The organism is Hoeflea sp. (assembly GCF_039975035.1).
GTDB lineage: Bacteria > Pseudomonadota > Alphaproteobacteria > Rhizobiales > Rhizobiaceae > Hoeflea.
Genome location: NZ_JBDWHW010000222.1, coordinates 12,911 through 28,463 on the forward strand (window position 1 = coordinate 12,911; position 15,553 = coordinate 28,463).

The following is a 15,553-nucleotide window of genomic DNA, read 5'->3' on the forward strand; positions in this document are numbered from 1 at the left end:
GAAAATGCCGCTTGCGAAACTTGAATTCCGAAGATACAAAATTTGCAACCGGTTGCAAACTGAATTTCAATATGGACCCGATTATGCGTGAAATTGGCGTTGGCATTGTTGGCGGCGGCTACATGGGCAAGGCCCATGCGGTTGCCATGGCGAGCGTCGGCGCGGTGTTTAACACCGCAGTGCGCCCCCGGCTGGAAATGGTCTCGGCCGGCTCCCCCCAATCCGCCGAGCGTTATCGCGCAGCCTACGGCTTCAACCGCGCAGCATCCGACTGGCGCGAACTGGTTGCCGACCCGAGGGTCGAGGCCATTGTCATCGCCTCACCGCAATCCACCCACCGCGCCATTGCCGAGGCAGCATTCGCGTTGGGCAAGCCGGTACTGTGCGAAAAACCGATGGGCGCAACGCTGGAGGACAGCCGCGCCATGGTCGAGGCTGCGGAGAAGAGCGGCGCGGCCAACATGGTCGGCTTCAACTATATACGCACGCCTGCGAGCCAGTTCGCCAGACAATTGATTGCCGACGGCGAGATCGGCAAGATCACCTGGTTTCGCGGCGAGCACACGGAAGATTTTCTGGCCGACCCGCAGACGCCTGCCAACTGGCGCACCACGGGCGAGGCCAACGGCACCATGGGAGATCTGGCTCCGCACATGATCAACGCCGCCCTGGCGCTGGTCGGGCCGATCCGGTCGCTGATGGCCGAGATCGAGACCGTTCACGCAACCCGCCCCGGCGGAGACGTGAGCAATGACGATCAGGGCCAGATGATGTGCCGTTTTGAAAATGGCGCCATGGGGCAGATGCATTTCAGCCGCATCGCGACCGGCCGCAAGATGGGCTATGCCTACGAGATCACCGGCACCAAGGGCGCGATCCGGTTTGACCAGGAAGACCAGAATGCGCTGTGGCTCTACCGCATGGATGAGCCGGAAGCGACGCGCGGCTTTACCAAGATCCTCACCGGCCCGGCGCATCCCGACTATCTGCCATTCTGCCAGGGACCCGGCCACGGCACCGGCTATCAGGACCAGATCATCATCGAGGCGCGGGATTTCCTTTATGCCATCGAGACCGGCAAACCAGTGTGGCCGACATTTCGCGACGGGCTCGCGGTCAATGAAATCGTCGCGGCAGCGTTCGCCTCGTCACACACCAAATCATGGCAATCCATCACTACGTTAGAGCAAGCTTAGGGCAACCAGACATGACAATCCAAATCGGCAATGCGCCCTGCTCCTGGGGCGTGGAATTTGCAAACGATCCGCGCAACCCGGCCTGGCAGACGGTGCTGAAGCAATGCGCAGAAGCCGGCTACACCGGCATCGAGCTTGGTCCCGTCGGCTTCATGCCGGAAGATCCGGCGATCCTTGCCGAGGCACTCGATGAAAACGGTCTGGAGCTGATCGGCGGCGTGGTGTTTCGCGCCTTCCACGATGCCAGCCAGTGGGACGATGTGATGGATGGCGCGGTCAGGACTTGCAAGGCGCTCACCGCCCATGGCGCACAGCACCTTGTGCTGATCGATTCGATCTCGCCGCGCCGCGCGCCCACTGCCGGACGCGCCGATGAGGCCGAACAGATGGACAAGGCCGAATGGACTACCTTCCGCGACCGCATCGCCACTGTGGCCAAACTCGGCACCGAGGAATATGGGCTGACGGTAGGCATCCACGCCCATGCGGCGGGTTTCATCGATTTCGAACCCGAGCTCGAACGGCTGCTTGACGAAGTGGATGAGAAAATTCTCAAGATCTGCTTCGACACCGGCCATCATTCCTATGCCGGCTTTGACCCGGTGGCCTTCATGAAGCGCCACATCGACCGCATTTCCTACATGCATTTCAAGGATATAGATCCTGTCGTTAAAGCCGACGTGCTCGACAACCGCACCGGTTTCTATGATGCCTGCGGCAAAGGCATCTTCTGCAATCTCGGCGATGGCGATGTGGATTTTCCGGCGGTGCGGCAGATCCTGCTCGATGCAGGTTTTGAGGGCTGGTGTACGGTCGAGCAGGATTGCGATCCGCTGCTCGATCCCGATCCGGTGGGCGATGCAAAAGCCAACCGCGCCTATCTGCAATCCATCGGATTTTAGACACATCCGGTAGTTGGACCAGAACATGCTCGATTTAGTTCACGATGGGACCAAGTTCCTTGCACCGTCATACCGGACTTGATCCGGTATCCAGTCAGCCCAAGTCCTTGGGCTGAGGGGCTCTTTTGACCCGGCAGACGCCGGGTCGCTGGATGCCGGATCAAGTCCGGCATGACGGAGAATGAAGCTACATAGACCGGTTTGGCAGTGTTGGTATCTACCCGGGACTGGGATTTCCGGCACGACGCTGTTTCACATCAATTGGGAGGCATATCATCATGACAAAGCTCAAATGGGGAATGATCGGCGGCGGCGAAGGCAGCCAGATCGGTCCGGCACACCGGCTAGGAGCCGGACTTGACGGCGAATTCGAATTCACCGCCGGCGCTCTCGACCACCGCCCGGATGCAGGCCGCGACTACGGCCAGCGGCTTGGGCTTGACGAGACCCGCGCCTATGGCGACTGGCGCGAAATGCTCGAGGGCGAACGCAATCGCGACGACCGGATCGATCTGGTCACCGTCGCAACGCCCAACGCCACCCATTACGAGATCACCAAGGCTTATCTCGAGGCCGGATTTCACGTGCTGTGCGAAAAGCCGATGACCATGACGGTGGAACAAGGCGAGGACATTGTTCGCACCGCTCGCGCAACCGGCAGGATCTGCGCCGTCAATTACGGCTATTCCGGCTATTCGCTGGTGCGCCACATGAAGGCGATGGTGGCGCGCGGCGATCTTGGCAAGATCCGGCTGGTCAAGGCCGAGTTCGCCCACGGCCACCATGCCGATGCCGCCGACGCCGACAATCCGCGGGTGCGCTGGCGTTATGACCCGGCGCAGGCAGGCGTCTCGGCGCAATTCGCCGATTGCGGCATCCACGCGCTGCACATGGCAAGCTTCGTCACCGGCCAGGAAGTGACAACGCTCTCCGCCGACACCGTGTCTTGCATTCAAAGCCGCAAACTCGAAGACGACGCCATGGTCAATTTCCGTTTGTCAGGCGGCACAATCGGCAGGCTGTGGACCTCATCCATCGCCATCGGCCGCCAGCACGGTCTGACGTTGCAGGTGTTTGGCGAAAACGGCGGGCTCAGATGGGCCCAGGAACAGCCCAACCAGCTTTACTGGATGCCGCTTGGCGGACGGCTCGAAACCATCGAGCGTGGTGAGGCGAACCTCTCGCCGGAGGCCGACCGCACATCCCGCGTCACCATCGGCCACGCCGAGGGCATGCCGCTGGCCTTTGCCAACATCTATCACGATCTCAGTGAGGCCATCCGCGCCGAGAAGCAGGGGCGCGCAATCGATCCCGCCGCCGACCTCTATCCCCGCGCCGAGGACGGATTGCGCTCGATGGCAGCCGTCTTTGCGGTGGCTCAATCGGGCAAGGCCGACGGCACATGGGTGGATGCACGGCCGCCGATGTTCCGCTAGCACAACAGCTGCGGCAATCCGGCTTGCCGCGCTGATTGCAAATCCGGTCCATCCGGTCAAAGATGCGGCATGGCTTTGGAAATCGAACGCAAATTCCTCGTTGACAACGACGCCTGGCGCGGCGTTGTCGAGACATCGAAAGCCATCGTCCAGGCCTATGTCGCCGTCGATGGCGGCACCTCCCTGCGGGTGCGCATCTATGACGATACAAGTGCCCGGCTGACGGTGAAGGTCGGCGTATCGGAGATGACCCGGCACGAATACGAGTATTCCATCCCTCTTGCCGATGCGCGCGCCATGGCTGAAACCAGCCGCGGGCGGCTGATCGAAAAGACCCGTCATATCGTCCACGTCGAGGGCTTCGTCTGGGAAGTCGATGTTTATGAAGGCCGGCTCGCCGGGCTGGTTACCGCCGAAGTCGAAATGGGCTCGGAGAGCGACGATCCGGCCTTGCCGCCATGGCTGGGTCGCGAGGTAACCGGCGATCCGGCCTGGACCAACGCCATGCTGGCCATCAGCGGCCGGCCTCCGGAAACACACCCATGAGCTACCGGATCAGGCCCGGCAAACCCCTGAGCCGCGAATTCCGCCGCGTTGCCCGGCATCAGTACACCATGGCGATCGACATCCTCACACATCAGCCGGACGGCCCTGACGAAGCCATCCACGACGCCCGAAAATGTTTCAAGCGGCTGCGTGGGCTGGTCCGGCTGGTCGGTGACGCGGCCCCGGAATTCCGCGACAATGAAAACGCCCGGGTGCGCGATATCGCCCGCACACTTGCATCCGCGCGCGACGCCACGGCGCTGGTCGAAGCGCTCGACCGGCTCATCGTGAGCGAGGCAACCGCGGCCAATCATGACTCGCTTTTCGCCATCCACGCCCGCCTGGCCGAACGCCGCGACCGCATCGCGGCAGAGGAAACCGGTATCGAGGACAGGATCGCGGCGGCCATCACAGGCTGCGAGGACGGTATCAAAGCGCTTCACCAGCTCCGCCTACCAGGTAAGCGTCGCAAGGCCACCGCGGTGCTCGCCCGGGGCGCCGCCAAAAACTACGGCCGCACCGTCAGTGCGCTTGCCAGAGCCGGTGCGAGCAGCAACCCGGACGACTGGCACGACCTGCGCAAGCGCATCAAGTATCACCGGATGCATGTGCAATTGCTCAGCACCGCCTGGCCCGGCGAAATGGGCCTGCGCGCCGAAATCGCCGATCTGGCCGGCGAGGCTCTGGGCGACGATCACGATCTGACCAGCCTCGATGCCCTGATCGCGGCGGACCCGGCAGCGATCGGCACTGATGACGAGATTGCCATCCTGCGCAGATGTATGGCGGCACGCTCTGCCAGACTGCACGATCAGGTCCACGCCATCGTCACAAACCTGCTCAAGGATGACAAGCGGGTGATCGAAAGCCGGATTGCGGCGCTGTGGCATGATGCGGCGGGGTGAATGCAGCGCCTGGAAGGAGTGTTGCCTATGTCCGAAAATGTAACTCCGCGACCAGCCTGGCTCCCACATCGCAACCTCCCGCTTCTTGTCCCGCGTGACGGCGGCAATGCCGCCGACCGCATGATCGTGTTTTGGGTGGCATGACCATCCCCCACAAAGCGACCGGAACCGGTTGATCCATTGATATGGATCAAAGCGCATATGCTCCAGGCCGCATATGAGGTTCGGCATGCAGGAAATTTTGACAGCGCTTTCCGATCCGACCCGCCGCACTGCACTCGCCCTCCTTTGGGACGGCGATGAGCATTGCGTCTGCGAATTGATGGCCCGCCTCGGCGCCAGCCAGAGCCGCATGTCGCGCCACATGAAGGTGCTGCGCGAGGCCGGTCTTGTTCGCGACCGGCGCGATGCACAGTGGGTGCGTTATCGCCGCAACCCGCATCTCGCGCCAGAACTGGCAACCGTGGTCGACGCGGTGCTGGCCGCCGAGGCGAAATCTGAAAGGAAGGTCGCATGACCGTTGAGGCACACCATCCCGCTCCCGATCGCAGGACGCAGGACTGGCTCTGGTATACAGGCATCCCCGTCGCGGCTGTGCTGCTCTATCTTGTCTACGGTCAGCTGATCCCGTTTTCCGAATGGGTCACATCGCTGTTTCCGGTTGCAAGTGACAGCCATACCGGCGAGGCCATCGCCTTCTTTGCCTACGACGTGCCAAAAGTGCTTTTGCTTCTGACCGGCATCGTCTTTGTCACCGGTGTGGCGCGCAGCTGGTTCAGCCCTGAAAAAACCCGGACTCTGCTGGCTGGCAAGCGGGAAATATGGGGCTATCCGCTGGCGGCCCTGCTGGGCGTGCTGACGCCGTTCTGTTCCTGCTCCTCGGTGCCGCTCTTCATCGGTTTCGTCTCGGCGGGGATCCCGCTCGGTGTGACCTTCTCGTTTCTGATCGCGGGTCCGATGGTGGGACCGGTGGGACTGGGACTGCTCTACGGCCTCGTCGGCTGGAAGATCGCGACGATTTACCTCGTCTTCGGCTTCACCATCGCCACCGTCGCCGGATTCGTCCTGGGCCGGATGGGGCTGGAGCGGTACCTGCAGGACTGGGTGCGCGAACTGAATGCCGGCCCGGTCGGCGATCTGCCCGAGGAACGACTGACGCTGGTGGACCGACTGAAGATCGGTGTCGAACAGGTACGCGAGATCGTTGGCAAGGTCTGGATCTGGGTGCTCGTCGGCATCGCTATCGGCGCGGTGATCCACGGCTATGTCCCTGAAGCGATTATGCTGCGAATCATGGGCGGAGAGGCCTGGTGGTCGGTCCCGGCGGCAGTCGTCGTCGGCATACCGATGTACACCAATGCCGCCGGCGTCATCCCGATCGTCGAGGCGCTCTTGGGCAAAGGCGCCGCACTGGGCACGACAATGGCGTTCATGATGTCGGTGATCGCGCTCTCGTTGCCCGAGATGATCATTCTCAAACAGGTGCTGACACTTCGGTTGATCACGATCTTCATCGCTGTCGTCGCGAGCGGCATTCTCGCCACCGGCTTTCTGTTCAATGCCATTCTCTGAAAGGGTTCCCTCATGAAAACCGTCAAGATCTACGGCCCCGGCTGCAACCGCTGCGAAACCACGGAAACCATGGTCAAGGACACCGCGTCGCGGCTCGGGATCATGGTGGAGGTCGAAAAGGTCACCGATGCGAAATCCATCGCCATGGCAGGCGTCATGTCGACGCCCGGCATCTCGGTCGATGGCAAGCTGGTCCATGCCGGGGGGCTGCCCGATGCCGGCAAGCTCGAAGGCTGGCTCACGGCATGATCCGGACAATTGCCGCCGCCACTTTGATGACTGTTCCCACGCTCGCCCTGGCCCAGACGCTCGAGATTCAACCGGTCACCGACAATGTCTGGGCCATCGTCGGCGAAACCGAGCAGCGCAGTCCGGCAAACCTTGCCAACAACGCCACGTTCGGGCTCGTTGTGACCGACGAGGGCGCGGTGCTGATTGATCCCGGCGGGTCCTACAAGGGCGCCAAAATCCTGCATGAGGCAATCCGCGGAATTACCGACCAGCCGGTGACTTATGTAATCAATACCGGCGGGCAGGATCACCGCTGGCTGGGCAACAGCTACTGGCAGGAGACAGGCGCAAAAGTGATCGCGTCCGAGGCGGCCGTGGCTGATCAGCTGGCCCGCGGATCGATGCAATTGAGCACGCTTGCCCAGCTTCTGGGTGACGGCTTGGAGGGAACCGACCCGTCGCATGCCGACATAACCTTCGTGACCGACCATATCCTCGACTTCGGCGGTCTCAGCTTCGAGATCATGCATCGCGGCTCCGCGCACACGCCGGGCGATGCATTTGTCTGGCTGGACGAACGCAACGTGATGTTCACCGGCGACATCGTCTATGTCGACCGTATTCTGGGAACCGGACCAGCGCACAACGTCAAGAGCTGGATCGGGGTGTTCGAAGCCATGGCGGCGTTCGATCCGCGCCATATCGTGCCGGGCCATGGCAATGCCACCGACCTGAACAAGGCACGACGCCAGACCTACGACTATCTTGTCAACCTGCGCACCCAGACCGGCGAACTGATCGAAGCGGGTGGCGACATCATGGACGCACCCACGATTGACCAGTCCGACTGGTCCTATCTCAAACAGTTCGACAGTCTCTCGGGCAGCAATGCGCAGGCAACCTATGAACAGATGGAGTGGGAATGATGCTCGAATATCGAGTCAGCGCCCGCCGCATCGACGCCCATGGGTCGGAAGCCACCACCAAAGACGCAAGAATCGTGCTCGACACAGACATGGCGGGCCGTAATGATGCGTTCAATCCAGCGGAGATGCTGCTGGCAAGCCTTGCCGCCTGCTTGCTGAAAGGTGCCGAACGCATCGCGCCGTTACTGGAATTCGATCTGCGCGCCATCGAGGTCAGCCTGCATGGCCAGCGCCAGGACAATCCGCCGAAGATGGTCCGCATCGACTATGAGATAGTGGTCGATACCGCTGAGACCGACCAGCGACTGGACCTTTTTCACCGTAATCTGCGCAAATACGGCACCATCTCCAACACACTGGCCGAAGCCACAGAGCTTGTCGGAACAATCCGGCGCAAGGCCTGAGCCGCATCCGGGAAGCCGTCAGCCGGAGACCGACCGCCGCAAGCTGGTTGCGGACCTGAAGTGCCAAAGCAAACATCCCCGGGAAAATGTTGCCCGGGATACCTTACCCGCTCACCCGATCATCTGCGCGCCGACACAGGCGTGCCTGGCGCATTCGATCTCCAGCGTCGTATGGCCCAGCCCAAAACTCTGGCTGAGCTTGTCTTTTACCGCCTGCTTGATTGCATCGGCGTCGTCCCACCGACCCGCTTCGATTACCAGATGCGCGTCGAGCGCTGCCGCATGTTCCTGCATTTGCCACAAATGCAGGTGATGCACGCCTGACACGCCGTCGACCGCCTCGATGGCCACGATCACGTCGTTGGCGTTCAGTTCCACCGGTGCGCCCAGCATCAGAATCCGGATGACCTCGCCAATTTCACTGAACGACATCCACAGGATGTAACCGGCGATCAGCAGTGTCACAGCCGGGTCGATCCAGTGCCAGTCATAGACAATGATCAGGGTTCCCGCGACAATAACGGCAATCGATCCCAGCGCATCGGCGACATTGTGCAGGAAGGCGGCACGGATGTTGACGCTGTCCTTGGATAGCGAATAGGTCAGCATCGCGGTTACCACATCAACGGCCAGAGCGACGCCGGCGATGATGACCACCAGCCAGCCGTCAACGCTCTGCGGCTCGATGAAGCGCATCACCGCCTCATAGATGAGGTATAGCCCGATCACGATCAGCGTGGTGTAGTTGATCAGCGCGGCGACCACTTCGGCGCGGCCATAGCCGAAGGTCATGGTCCCGTCAGCGGGCCGCCTGGCGATTTTGCGTGCGAGAAACGCAATGATCAGCGACAGCGCGTCCGACAGGTTGTGAATTGCGTCGGCGATCATTGCCAGGCTGCCCGAGAGAATGCCGCCAATGATTTGCGCCACGGTCAGCCCGAGATTGACGATGACCGCCCAAAAGACGCGCGCGTCGCCGGCATCGGGGTCGATGTGATTGTGGTGATGATGGCCTGCCATGCGTGGGGTCCTGCGTGCGAGGTGAAGTCGGGTATTGAGCGTTGTAACCCCTCTAGCAGCTATAGATACAAGCAAAAAAGCCGGCCGCTGGCCACTCACTTAAGACAGGGCCATCGGACTGCGTTTGCATTGCCCAAACCCGTTTCCTAGATATGCCGCACAAGACCAACGAAACCCCGACCGGGTGAAGGGCGTGACGCGTGAGCACATTCAACTATCCCAGCTATCCCACCGGGCACGGTTACATGTCGGAAGACATCCAGCGGGACTACATCATGGCGGCTGTTGCGCGAAAGATGCTGCCGGCTGACGCACACCGGATTGCGCCGATCATCTCGCTTACCGCCTCCAACGATGTGAGCAAACCGATACAGTTCTGGCAACTCTATTCGGTGCTCGGGCCTGACCGGATCGTCGCCATTGTGCGGAATTTCTACGGGCGCGTGTTCGCCGCCGAGGAATGGTTCGCCTCGGCTTTCGCCCGCATCGGCGGCGTGGAGCATCACGTCATGACACAGTCGGCGATGTGGATCGACGTCATGGGCGGCGGCCCGGCCTACCACGGCGGTGATTTCAGGTTGAACTTTCACCACACCCACAACGCCATTCAGGTGATGACGGCCAGGGGCGCCGAGCTCTGGACCAGACTGATGGTGGAGACACTGGATGCCTGTGGACAGCATATGACGGACGATCCGAGGGTGAGGCCCGCTCTCAACACCTTCCTGACTCATTTTATGGGAAAATACGCCCAAGAGTTTGGATTTGAAAACAAAAGCGTGTTCGGCGAACTCAATCCGCCGCTCAGGCGCAAGCTCAATTTCATGAACATGACCACCGAGGCCATCGAGTCGTTGTCACACGATGATCTCAGACAGGCGCTCGCCGGGCTTGGCGTAGACACCTCGCTCTATCCGACAAAGCAGGACCTGGTGAACAAGGCGCAAATGCTGTGATCGGCCGCAGCATCCGGACACAGGCATGCCCTGCCCTGATCATCTGACTGCTCTGAGCGTTCCCCGCTCGATCACCCGGCAGGGAAACAGCCGGGCTTCCGGGTAGCGGTCGGGTTTTTCCAGCATCGACACGATCAGTTCAATCGAGGAATCGATGATCTGGCTGATCGGCTGGCGGATGGTGGTGAGATTGATGTTCTCCCAGCCGGCCATCTCCATGTCGTTGAGCCCGATCAGGCCGATATCATCGGGCACCTTGAGCCCTGAATCGGCAATCGCGCTGAGCGCGCCGATCGACAACACGTCATCGCCGCAGAAATAGGCCTCGGCCGGCCTGCCCTTGAGCCGCTCCAGCATTTCCTTGCGGCCTGCATCGAACGAATAGGCCTCGGCGAAGGAGTGCCGCACGGCCAGGTCCTGATGAAGCGCCAGTTCCTCCATGAAGCCACGGAAACGGTCCTGGGTCGAGGTGGCCTGCTCCGGCCCGCCCAGAAACCCCACATCAGTGTAGCCGCGCCTGACCAGTTCCCGTGCCGCCATGCGCCCGCATTCGGCGTTGTCGATGCCGACCACATGCACCTCCGGCGAACTGGCGTAGCGGCCGAAACTGTGCACCACCGGCACGCCCGCGTCGCGGAAGGATTTGGCGAACCCGGGCGGCAGTGTCGAGGATGCCACCACCACGCCGTCGACCGAATACTGACGCAGCATACGGATCGAATTGGCGGGATCGGTTTCATCCGACAGATTGACCAGCAAAGGCCGCAGCCCGCGATCCTGCAGGCCGCGGGTGAACAGGTCGAACACCTCGAGAAATATCGGGTTGTGGAAGTTGTTCGAGACCAGGCCGATCAGCTTGGTGCGGCCCGTCGTCAGGCTCGAGGCCAGCGCATTGGGACTGTAACCGAGCTCTGCCGCCGCCTTTTCGACCTTTCGGCGCATTTTCAGCGATACCGACGCACCATTGGTGAACGTGCGTGACACTGCGGCGCGCGACACGCCCGCCCGTTCGGCGACATCCTTCAAAGTTGGCGGCATGGATCGGCGGCTCCTGTCCATCGGCTATCAATCAATTTCATTACTGCCCACAAAACCGGATGAAAGCAAGAATATCGAAATCGTTTTGCAACCGGTTGCAAAATTCAATGATTTGTGGTTTTCTCAGGATCGAGAGAGACGGCGGGAGGCCGGCCTTTCCGTGGACTCGACATAAACTCTGGGAGGAGATCATGATGTCACTGAGCAAGAAGCTCGCATTGGCCGTTGCGGTATTCGCAGCGCCGGTTTTGAGCGCCACCACTGCGTCCGCCGATGGCGAACGTTACGTTCTCGTCAGCCATGCGCCTGACAGCGACAGCTGGTGGAATACCATCAAGAACGGCATCGCGCTGGCCGGCAAGCAGATGAATGTCGAGGTTGAGTATCGCAATCCGCCGACCGGCGATCTGGCCGACATGGCCCGCATCATCGATCAGGCTGCGGCCTCCGGCCCCGATGGCATCATCACCACGCTGGCCGATTATGATGTGCTGTCGGGTCCGATCAAGGCGGCAGTTGACAGCGGCATCGACGTCATCATCATCAATTCCGGAACGCCTGAACAGGCACGTGAACTGGGCGCGCTGATGTATGTCGGCCAGCCCGAATATGACGCCGGATACGCCGCCGGACTGCGCGCCAAGGGCGATGGCATCGGCTCGTTCCTGTGTGTCAACCATTACATTTCGTCGCCAGCCTCAACCGAACGATGCCAGGGATTCGCCGACGGCCTGGGTGTCGATCTCGGCAACCAGATGATCGATTCCGGACAGGATCCGGCGGAAATCAAGAACCGCGTGCTGGCCTATCTCAACTCCAATCCGGACACCGACGCGGTGCTGACACTCGGCCCCACCAGCGCCGATCCGACATTGCTGGCACTGGATGAAAACGGCATGGCCGGCGACATCTATTTCGGCACCTTCGATCTGGGCGCCAACATCGTTGAAGGCATCAAGGCCGGCACCATCAACTGGGGCATCGACCAGCAACCGTTCCTGCAGGCCTATCTGCCGGTGGTGGTGATGACCAACTACCACCGTTACGGCGTGTTGCCGGGCAACAACATCAACTCCGGCCCCGGCTTCGTCACCGCCGACGGCCTTGAGCTGGTGGAGAAATACGCGGGCGAATACCGCTAGGTTTCCTCCCGGGCAGTGGCGCGCAACTGCGCCGCTGCCTCTCTTGTCTTTCCCAATGACACCATTCTGTGAGGTCTCATGTCCGATACGGCTGCAGCACCTGCAAACGACGAACGCGTCAAGCAAACATCGGCCCTGCGCAAGGCGCTGATTCGTCCCGAACTCGGCGGCATTTGCGGAACCGTGATCGTGTTTACGCTCTTCGCGCTTTTCGCCGGTGACAGTGGAATGTTCAGTTCCCAGGGCGTGCTCAACTGGTCAGTCGTCTCGGCCCAGTTCATGATCATCGCCGTCGGCGCCTGTCTGCTGATGATCGCCGGCGAATTCGATCTCTCCGTCGGCTCGATGATCGGCTTTGCCGGCATGATGATCGCGATCTTTTCCATCACCCTTGGCTGGCCGGTGTGGCAGGCGATCCTCATTACTTTCGCGCTGTGCATAGCCATCGGCGCGCTCAACGGCATCATTGTGGTGCGCACCGGACTGCCGAGCTTTATTGTCACGCTGGCGTTTCTGTTCATCCTGCGCGGGTTCACCATCTACCTGCCGCAACTGATCGAGCGCAAAACCATCATCGGCGGCATCGACAAGGCTGCCGAAGGCGACTGGCTGGCAGCCCTGTTCGGCGGCAAGATCCTCAAGGGCCTGTTCGCCTGGCTCGGCGATGCCGGCATCATCGCGGTGTTCGAGCGGGGAAATCGCGCCGGTGAGCCGGTGGTCGACGGCATTCCGATGCTGATCGTCTGGGCGCTGGTGCTGGTGGCGTTCGGCCACTTCCTGCTGACCCGCACAAAATTCGGCAACTGGATCTTCGCCGCGGGCGGCGATGCCCAGGCCGCGCGTTATGTCGGCGTGCCGGTCAACCGGGTCAAGATCCTGATGTTCATGTTCACCGCGTTCTGCGCCACCGTCTTCGCCACCTGCCAGGTGATGGAATTCGGCTCTGCCGGTGCCGACCGTGGCCTGCTCAAGGAATTCGAGGCCATCATCGCAGTGGTGATCGGCGGCGCGCTGCTCACCGGCGGCTACGGCTCGGTCATCGGCGCCGCACTGGGTGCGCTGATCTTCGGCGTGGTGCAGCAGGGCCTGTTCTTCGCCAATGTCGAGAGTTCGCTGTTCCGCGTCTTCCTCGGCGTCATCCTGCTGTTCGCCGTGGTGCTCAACACCTACATCCGGCGCATGATCACAGGGGAGAGATAAGATGCAAATCGAACATGCCCCGCTTATCGAGATGAAGAACATCGAGAAGCACTTCGGCTCGGTCATCGCACTCGCCGGCGTGTCGCTGGAAATATATCCCGGCGAATGCCATTGCCTGCTCGGCGACAACGGCGCGGGCAAGTCCACCTTCATCAAGACAATGTCGGGCGTACACAAGCCGACCAGCGGCGAGATCCTGTTTGAAGGCAAGCCGATGCATTTCGACGATCCGCGCGACGCGATCTCGGCCGGCATCGCCACCGTCTATCAGGATCTGGCCATGATCCCGCTGATGTCGGTGAGCCGCAACTTCTTCATGGGCAATGAACCCGAAAAGAGTTTCGGTCCGATCAAGCTGTTTGACCACGACCACGCCAACCGCGTGACCATGGAAGAGATGGACAAGATGGGCATTTCTCTGCGCGGTCCCAACCAAGCCGTCGGTACCCTGTCGGGCGGCGAACGCCAGACCGTGGCGATTGCCCGGGCGGTGCATTTCGGCGCCAAGGTTCTGATCCTTGACGAACCGACCTCGGCGCTTGGCGTGCGCCAGACCGCCAATGTGCTGGCAACAATCGACAAGGTGCGCAAGCAAGGCATCGCCGTGGTGTTCATCACCCACAATGTCCGCCACGCCATGGCCGTCGGCGACCGTTTCACCGTGCTCAACCGCGGCCAAACGCTCGGCACCGCCCAGCGCGGTCAGATCACCCCCGATGAATTGCAGGACCTGATGGCCGGAGGACAGGAAATGGTGGCGCTCGAAGGCTCGCTCGGCGGCACTGTTTGATTTTTTGCCTTCCAAGAGCCCACGGATTCAGAGGCACGTCTTCAGGGCGCGCCTTTTTCTTGTCGATCAGGGCCCATTTTTGAATACCCAGCCATTTGGCTGCGTCTTCGAGGCGCGCTGCGCGCTGAGACTGATTTTCCACCGAATCTCGCCTGCATGTATGTGTCACACAGGTGTCATGGGGCCTTGCCATTTGAGGCTTCACACAGAATAGTCTGCGTGGGAACGAAACAAAATAAAACTTGAAGTGAAACCGGAGGAAGTCCATGACCCTGAAATCCATTCTGCTGAGCACCATCGCCGGTGTCGCCTTCACCATTTCGGCACCGCTTTCCGCGTCCGCGCAGGATTGCGAACGCGGCACGCTGGACGCGCTGTATTGCGATGTCGACGGTGATCTGATCGCCGACATTCCGACAGATCCGGCCAAGCTGACCGATCCGGACACGCTGATTTTCGCCTATACACCGGTTGAAGATCCTGCTGTCTACAAGGAAGCCTGGGACGATTTCCTGACCCACCTCAACAAGGTCACCGGAAAGAAATCGGTGTTTTTCCCGGTGCAGTCCAACGCTGCCCAGATCGAAGCCATGCGCTCGGGCCGCCTGCACATTGCCGGCTTCAACACCGGCTCCAATCCTCTCGCCGTCAATTGCGCCGGTTTCCGGCCCTTCACGATCATGGCCTCGGAAGATGGCAGCTTCGGTTACGAGATGGAGATCATCACCTACCCGGGTTCCGGCATCGAGAAGGTCGAGGATATCAAGGGCAAGGTTCTGGCCTTCACCGCGGAAACCTCGAATTCCGGTTTCAAGGCACCGTCGGCGCTGCTGAAGGCGGACTACGGCATGGTGGCTGGCACCGATTTCGAGCCTGCCTTCTCCGGCAAGCATGACAATTCGATTCTTGGCGTCGCCAACAAGGATTACCCGGCCGCCGCCATCGCCAACTCTGTAATGGGTCGGATGATCGAACGTGATGTGATCAAGGCGGAGCAGATCAAGTCGATCTACAAGTCGCAGACCTTTCCGACCACCGGTTATGGCGTGGCGCACAACCTGACGCCGGAGCTTCAGGAGAAGATCAAGCAAGCCTTCTTCACCTTCGAATGGGAAGGCTCTTCGTTGAAGAGCGAATTCGAAAAATCCGGCGAAGGCCAGTTCCTCGAAATGACCTACAAGGATTTCTGGGAGGTCGTTCGCAAGATCGATACCGCCAATGGTGTAGAATACACCTGCGGTTGATCCGTTCAGGCTCCGCCATGTCCTTACGGGGGTGGCGGAGCCCTT

At 60.9% G+C, this 15,553-nt stretch carries 17 protein-coding genes; 15 read left to right on the top strand and 2 right to left on the bottom strand.

Annotation, left to right across the window (positions count from 1 at the left end; translation table 11 throughout):
• Positions 1 to 83 precede the first annotated feature (83 nt).
• From ABJN75_RS19530 to ABJN75_RS19575, 10 genes are all read left to right on the top strand, one after another.
• The gene (locus ABJN75_RS19530) at positions 84 to 1,196 is read left to right on the top strand and encodes a Gfo/Idh/MocA family oxidoreductase (RefSeq protein ID WP_348441266.1); all 1,113 of its coding nucleotides are present in this window, start codon (positions 84 to 86) and stop codon (positions 1,194 to 1,196) included.
• Positions 1,197 to 1,207: 11 nt separating this feature from the next.
• The gene (locus ABJN75_RS19535) at positions 1,208 to 2,098 is read left to right on the top strand and encodes a TIM barrel protein (RefSeq protein WP_348441267.1); all 891 of its coding nucleotides are present in this window, start codon (positions 1,208 to 1,210) and stop codon (positions 2,096 to 2,098) included.
• 278 nt (positions 2,099 to 2,376) lie between these two features.
• Positions 2,377 to 3,534, top strand: coding sequence for a Gfo/Idh/MocA family oxidoreductase (locus tag ABJN75_RS19540; protein ID WP_348441268.1), 1,158 nt, complete (start codon positions 2,377 to 2,379; stop codon positions 3,532 to 3,534).
• Between the two features lie 69 nt (positions 3,535 to 3,603).
• Positions 3,604 to 4,080 (top strand): CYTH domain-containing protein, encoded by a 477-nt coding sequence (locus tag ABJN75_RS19545; RefSeq protein WP_348441269.1) that lies wholly within the window; start codon positions 3,604 to 3,606, stop codon positions 4,078 to 4,080.
• Positions 4,077 to 4,985, top strand: coding sequence for a CHAD domain-containing protein (locus ABJN75_RS19550; protein ID WP_348441270.1), 909 nt, complete (start codon positions 4,077 to 4,079; stop codon positions 4,983 to 4,985). Before ABJN75_RS19545 ends, ABJN75_RS19550 begins: the two co-directional genes overlap by 4 nt.
• Before the next feature lie 229 nt (positions 4,986 to 5,214).
• The gene (locus ABJN75_RS19555) at positions 5,215 to 5,502 is read left to right on the top strand and encodes a metalloregulator ArsR/SmtB family transcription factor (RefSeq protein ID WP_348441271.1); all 288 of its coding nucleotides are present in this window, start codon (positions 5,215 to 5,217) and stop codon (positions 5,500 to 5,502) included.
• Complete coding sequence (locus tag ABJN75_RS19560) at positions 5,499 to 6,557, top strand: permease (protein ID WP_348441272.1); 1,059 nt, start codon at positions 5,499 to 5,501, stop codon at positions 6,555 to 6,557. The genes ABJN75_RS19555 and ABJN75_RS19560 overlap by 4 nt, the downstream gene beginning before the upstream one ends.
• Positions 6,558 to 6,569: 12 nt before the next feature.
• Positions 6,570 to 6,806: a thioredoxin family protein gene (locus ABJN75_RS19565; protein WP_348441273.1), complete on the top strand. Its 237-nt coding sequence runs from the start codon at positions 6,570 to 6,572 to the stop codon at positions 6,804 to 6,806.
• A complete protein-coding gene (locus ABJN75_RS19570) occupies positions 6,803 to 7,714 on the top strand; it encodes an MBL fold metallo-hydrolase (RefSeq protein WP_348441274.1) in 912 nt (303 codons plus the stop codon). Before ABJN75_RS19565 ends, ABJN75_RS19570 begins: the two co-directional genes overlap by 4 nt.
• Positions 7,714 to 8,118 (top strand): OsmC family protein, encoded by a 405-nt coding sequence (locus ABJN75_RS19575; protein ID WP_348441294.1) that lies wholly within the window; start codon positions 7,714 to 7,716, stop codon positions 8,116 to 8,118. Before ABJN75_RS19570 ends, ABJN75_RS19575 begins: the two co-directional genes overlap by 1 nt.
• Before the next feature lie 111 nt (positions 8,119 to 8,229).
• Here the strand turns inward: ABJN75_RS19575 and ABJN75_RS19580 are convergent, their stop codons facing one another.
• Positions 8,230 to 9,138 (bottom strand): cation diffusion facilitator family transporter, encoded by a 909-nt coding sequence (locus tag ABJN75_RS19580; protein WP_348441275.1) that lies wholly within the window; start codon positions 9,136 to 9,138, stop codon positions 8,230 to 8,232.
• Between the two features lie 200 nt (positions 9,139 to 9,338).
• On the opposite strand from ABJN75_RS19580, the gene ABJN75_RS19585 reads away from it, so the two are divergent.
• Positions 9,339 to 10,094, top strand: a complete 756-nt coding sequence (locus tag ABJN75_RS19585) for a hypothetical protein (protein WP_348441276.1) — start codon at positions 9,339 to 9,341, stop codon at positions 10,092 to 10,094.
• A 39-nt stretch (positions 10,095 to 10,133) separates the two neighbouring features.
• On the opposite strand, the gene ABJN75_RS19590 is transcribed toward ABJN75_RS19585, so the two are convergent.
• Positions 10,134 to 11,132, bottom strand: coding sequence for a LacI family DNA-binding transcriptional regulator (locus tag ABJN75_RS19590; RefSeq protein ID WP_348441277.1), 999 nt, complete (start codon positions 11,130 to 11,132; stop codon positions 10,134 to 10,136).
• A 194-nt stretch (positions 11,133 to 11,326) separates the two neighbouring features.
• Between ABJN75_RS19590 and ABJN75_RS19595 the strand changes: the two genes are divergently transcribed.
• The 4 genes from ABJN75_RS19595 (at position 11,327) to phnD (ending at position 15,508) form a co-directional block, all read left to right on the top strand.
• Complete coding sequence (locus ABJN75_RS19595; RefSeq protein WP_348441295.1) at positions 11,327 to 12,274, top strand: sugar ABC transporter substrate-binding protein; 948 nt, start codon at positions 11,327 to 11,329, stop codon at positions 12,272 to 12,274.
• A 78-nt stretch (positions 12,275 to 12,352) separates the two neighbouring features.
• Positions 12,353 to 13,474, top strand: coding sequence for an ABC transporter permease (locus ABJN75_RS19600; RefSeq protein ID WP_348441278.1), 1,122 nt, complete (start codon positions 12,353 to 12,355; stop codon positions 13,472 to 13,474).
• Between the two features lie 31 nt (positions 13,475 to 13,505).
• Positions 13,506 to 14,264 (top strand): ATP-binding cassette domain-containing protein, encoded by a 759-nt coding sequence (locus ABJN75_RS19605; RefSeq protein WP_348441296.1) that lies wholly within the window; start codon positions 13,506 to 13,508, stop codon positions 14,262 to 14,264.
• Positions 14,265 to 14,530: 266 nt separating this feature from the next.
• Positions 14,531 to 15,508, top strand: coding sequence for a phosphate/phosphite/phosphonate ABC transporter substrate-binding protein (phnD, locus tag ABJN75_RS19610; protein ID WP_348441279.1), 978 nt, complete (start codon positions 14,531 to 14,533; stop codon positions 15,506 to 15,508).
• Positions 15,509 to 15,553: the final 45 nt, after the last annotated feature.

Excerpts from the sequence above, each read along its gene's own strand:
- ABJN75_RS19530 (WP_348441266.1), top strand. The coding sequence starts at position 84 with ATGCGTGAAATTGGCGTTGGCATTGTTGGCGGCGGCTACATGGGCAAG.
- ABJN75_RS19535 (WP_348441267.1), top strand. The coding sequence starts at position 1,208 with ATGACAATCCAAATCGGCAATGCGCCCTGCTCCTGGGGCGTGGAATTT.
- ABJN75_RS19540 (WP_348441268.1), top strand. The coding sequence starts at position 2,377 with ATGACAAAGCTCAAATGGGGAATGATCGGCGGCGGCGAAGGCAGCCAG.
- ABJN75_RS19545 (WP_348441269.1), top strand. The coding sequence starts at position 3,604 with ATGGCTTTGGAAATCGAACGCAAATTCCTCGTTGACAACGACGCCTGG.
- ABJN75_RS19550 (WP_348441270.1), top strand. The coding sequence starts at position 4,077 with ATGAGCTACCGGATCAGGCCCGGCAAACCCCTGAGCCGCGAATTCCGC.
- ABJN75_RS19555 (WP_348441271.1), top strand. The coding sequence starts at position 5,215 with ATGCAGGAAATTTTGACAGCGCTTTCCGATCCGACCCGCCGCACTGCA.
- ABJN75_RS19560 (WP_348441272.1), top strand. The coding sequence starts at position 5,499 with ATGACCGTTGAGGCACACCATCCCGCTCCCGATCGCAGGACGCAGGAC.
- ABJN75_RS19565 (WP_348441273.1), top strand. The coding sequence starts at position 6,570 with ATGAAAACCGTCAAGATCTACGGCCCCGGCTGCAACCGCTGCGAAACC.
- ABJN75_RS19570 (WP_348441274.1), top strand. The coding sequence starts at position 6,803 with ATGATCCGGACAATTGCCGCCGCCACTTTGATGACTGTTCCCACGCTC.
- ABJN75_RS19575 (WP_348441294.1), top strand. The coding sequence starts at position 7,714 with ATGCTCGAATATCGAGTCAGCGCCCGCCGCATCGACGCCCATGGGTCG.
- ABJN75_RS19580 (WP_348441275.1), bottom strand. The coding sequence starts at position 9,138 with ATGGCAGGCCATCATCACCACAATCACATCGACCCCGATGCCGGCGAC.
- ABJN75_RS19590 (WP_348441277.1), bottom strand. The coding sequence starts at position 11,132 with ATGCCGCCAACTTTGAAGGATGTCGCCGAACGGGCGGGCGTGTCGCGC.
- ABJN75_RS19595 (WP_348441295.1), top strand. The coding sequence starts at position 11,327 with ATGTCACTGAGCAAGAAGCTCGCATTGGCCGTTGCGGTATTCGCAGCG.
- ABJN75_RS19600 (WP_348441278.1), top strand. The coding sequence starts at position 12,353 with ATGTCCGATACGGCTGCAGCACCTGCAAACGACGAACGCGTCAAGCAA.
- ABJN75_RS19605 (WP_348441296.1), top strand. The coding sequence starts at position 13,506 with ATGAAGAACATCGAGAAGCACTTCGGCTCGGTCATCGCACTCGCCGGC.
- phnD (WP_348441279.1), top strand. The coding sequence starts at position 14,531 with ATGACCCTGAAATCCATTCTGCTGAGCACCATCGCCGGTGTCGCCTTC.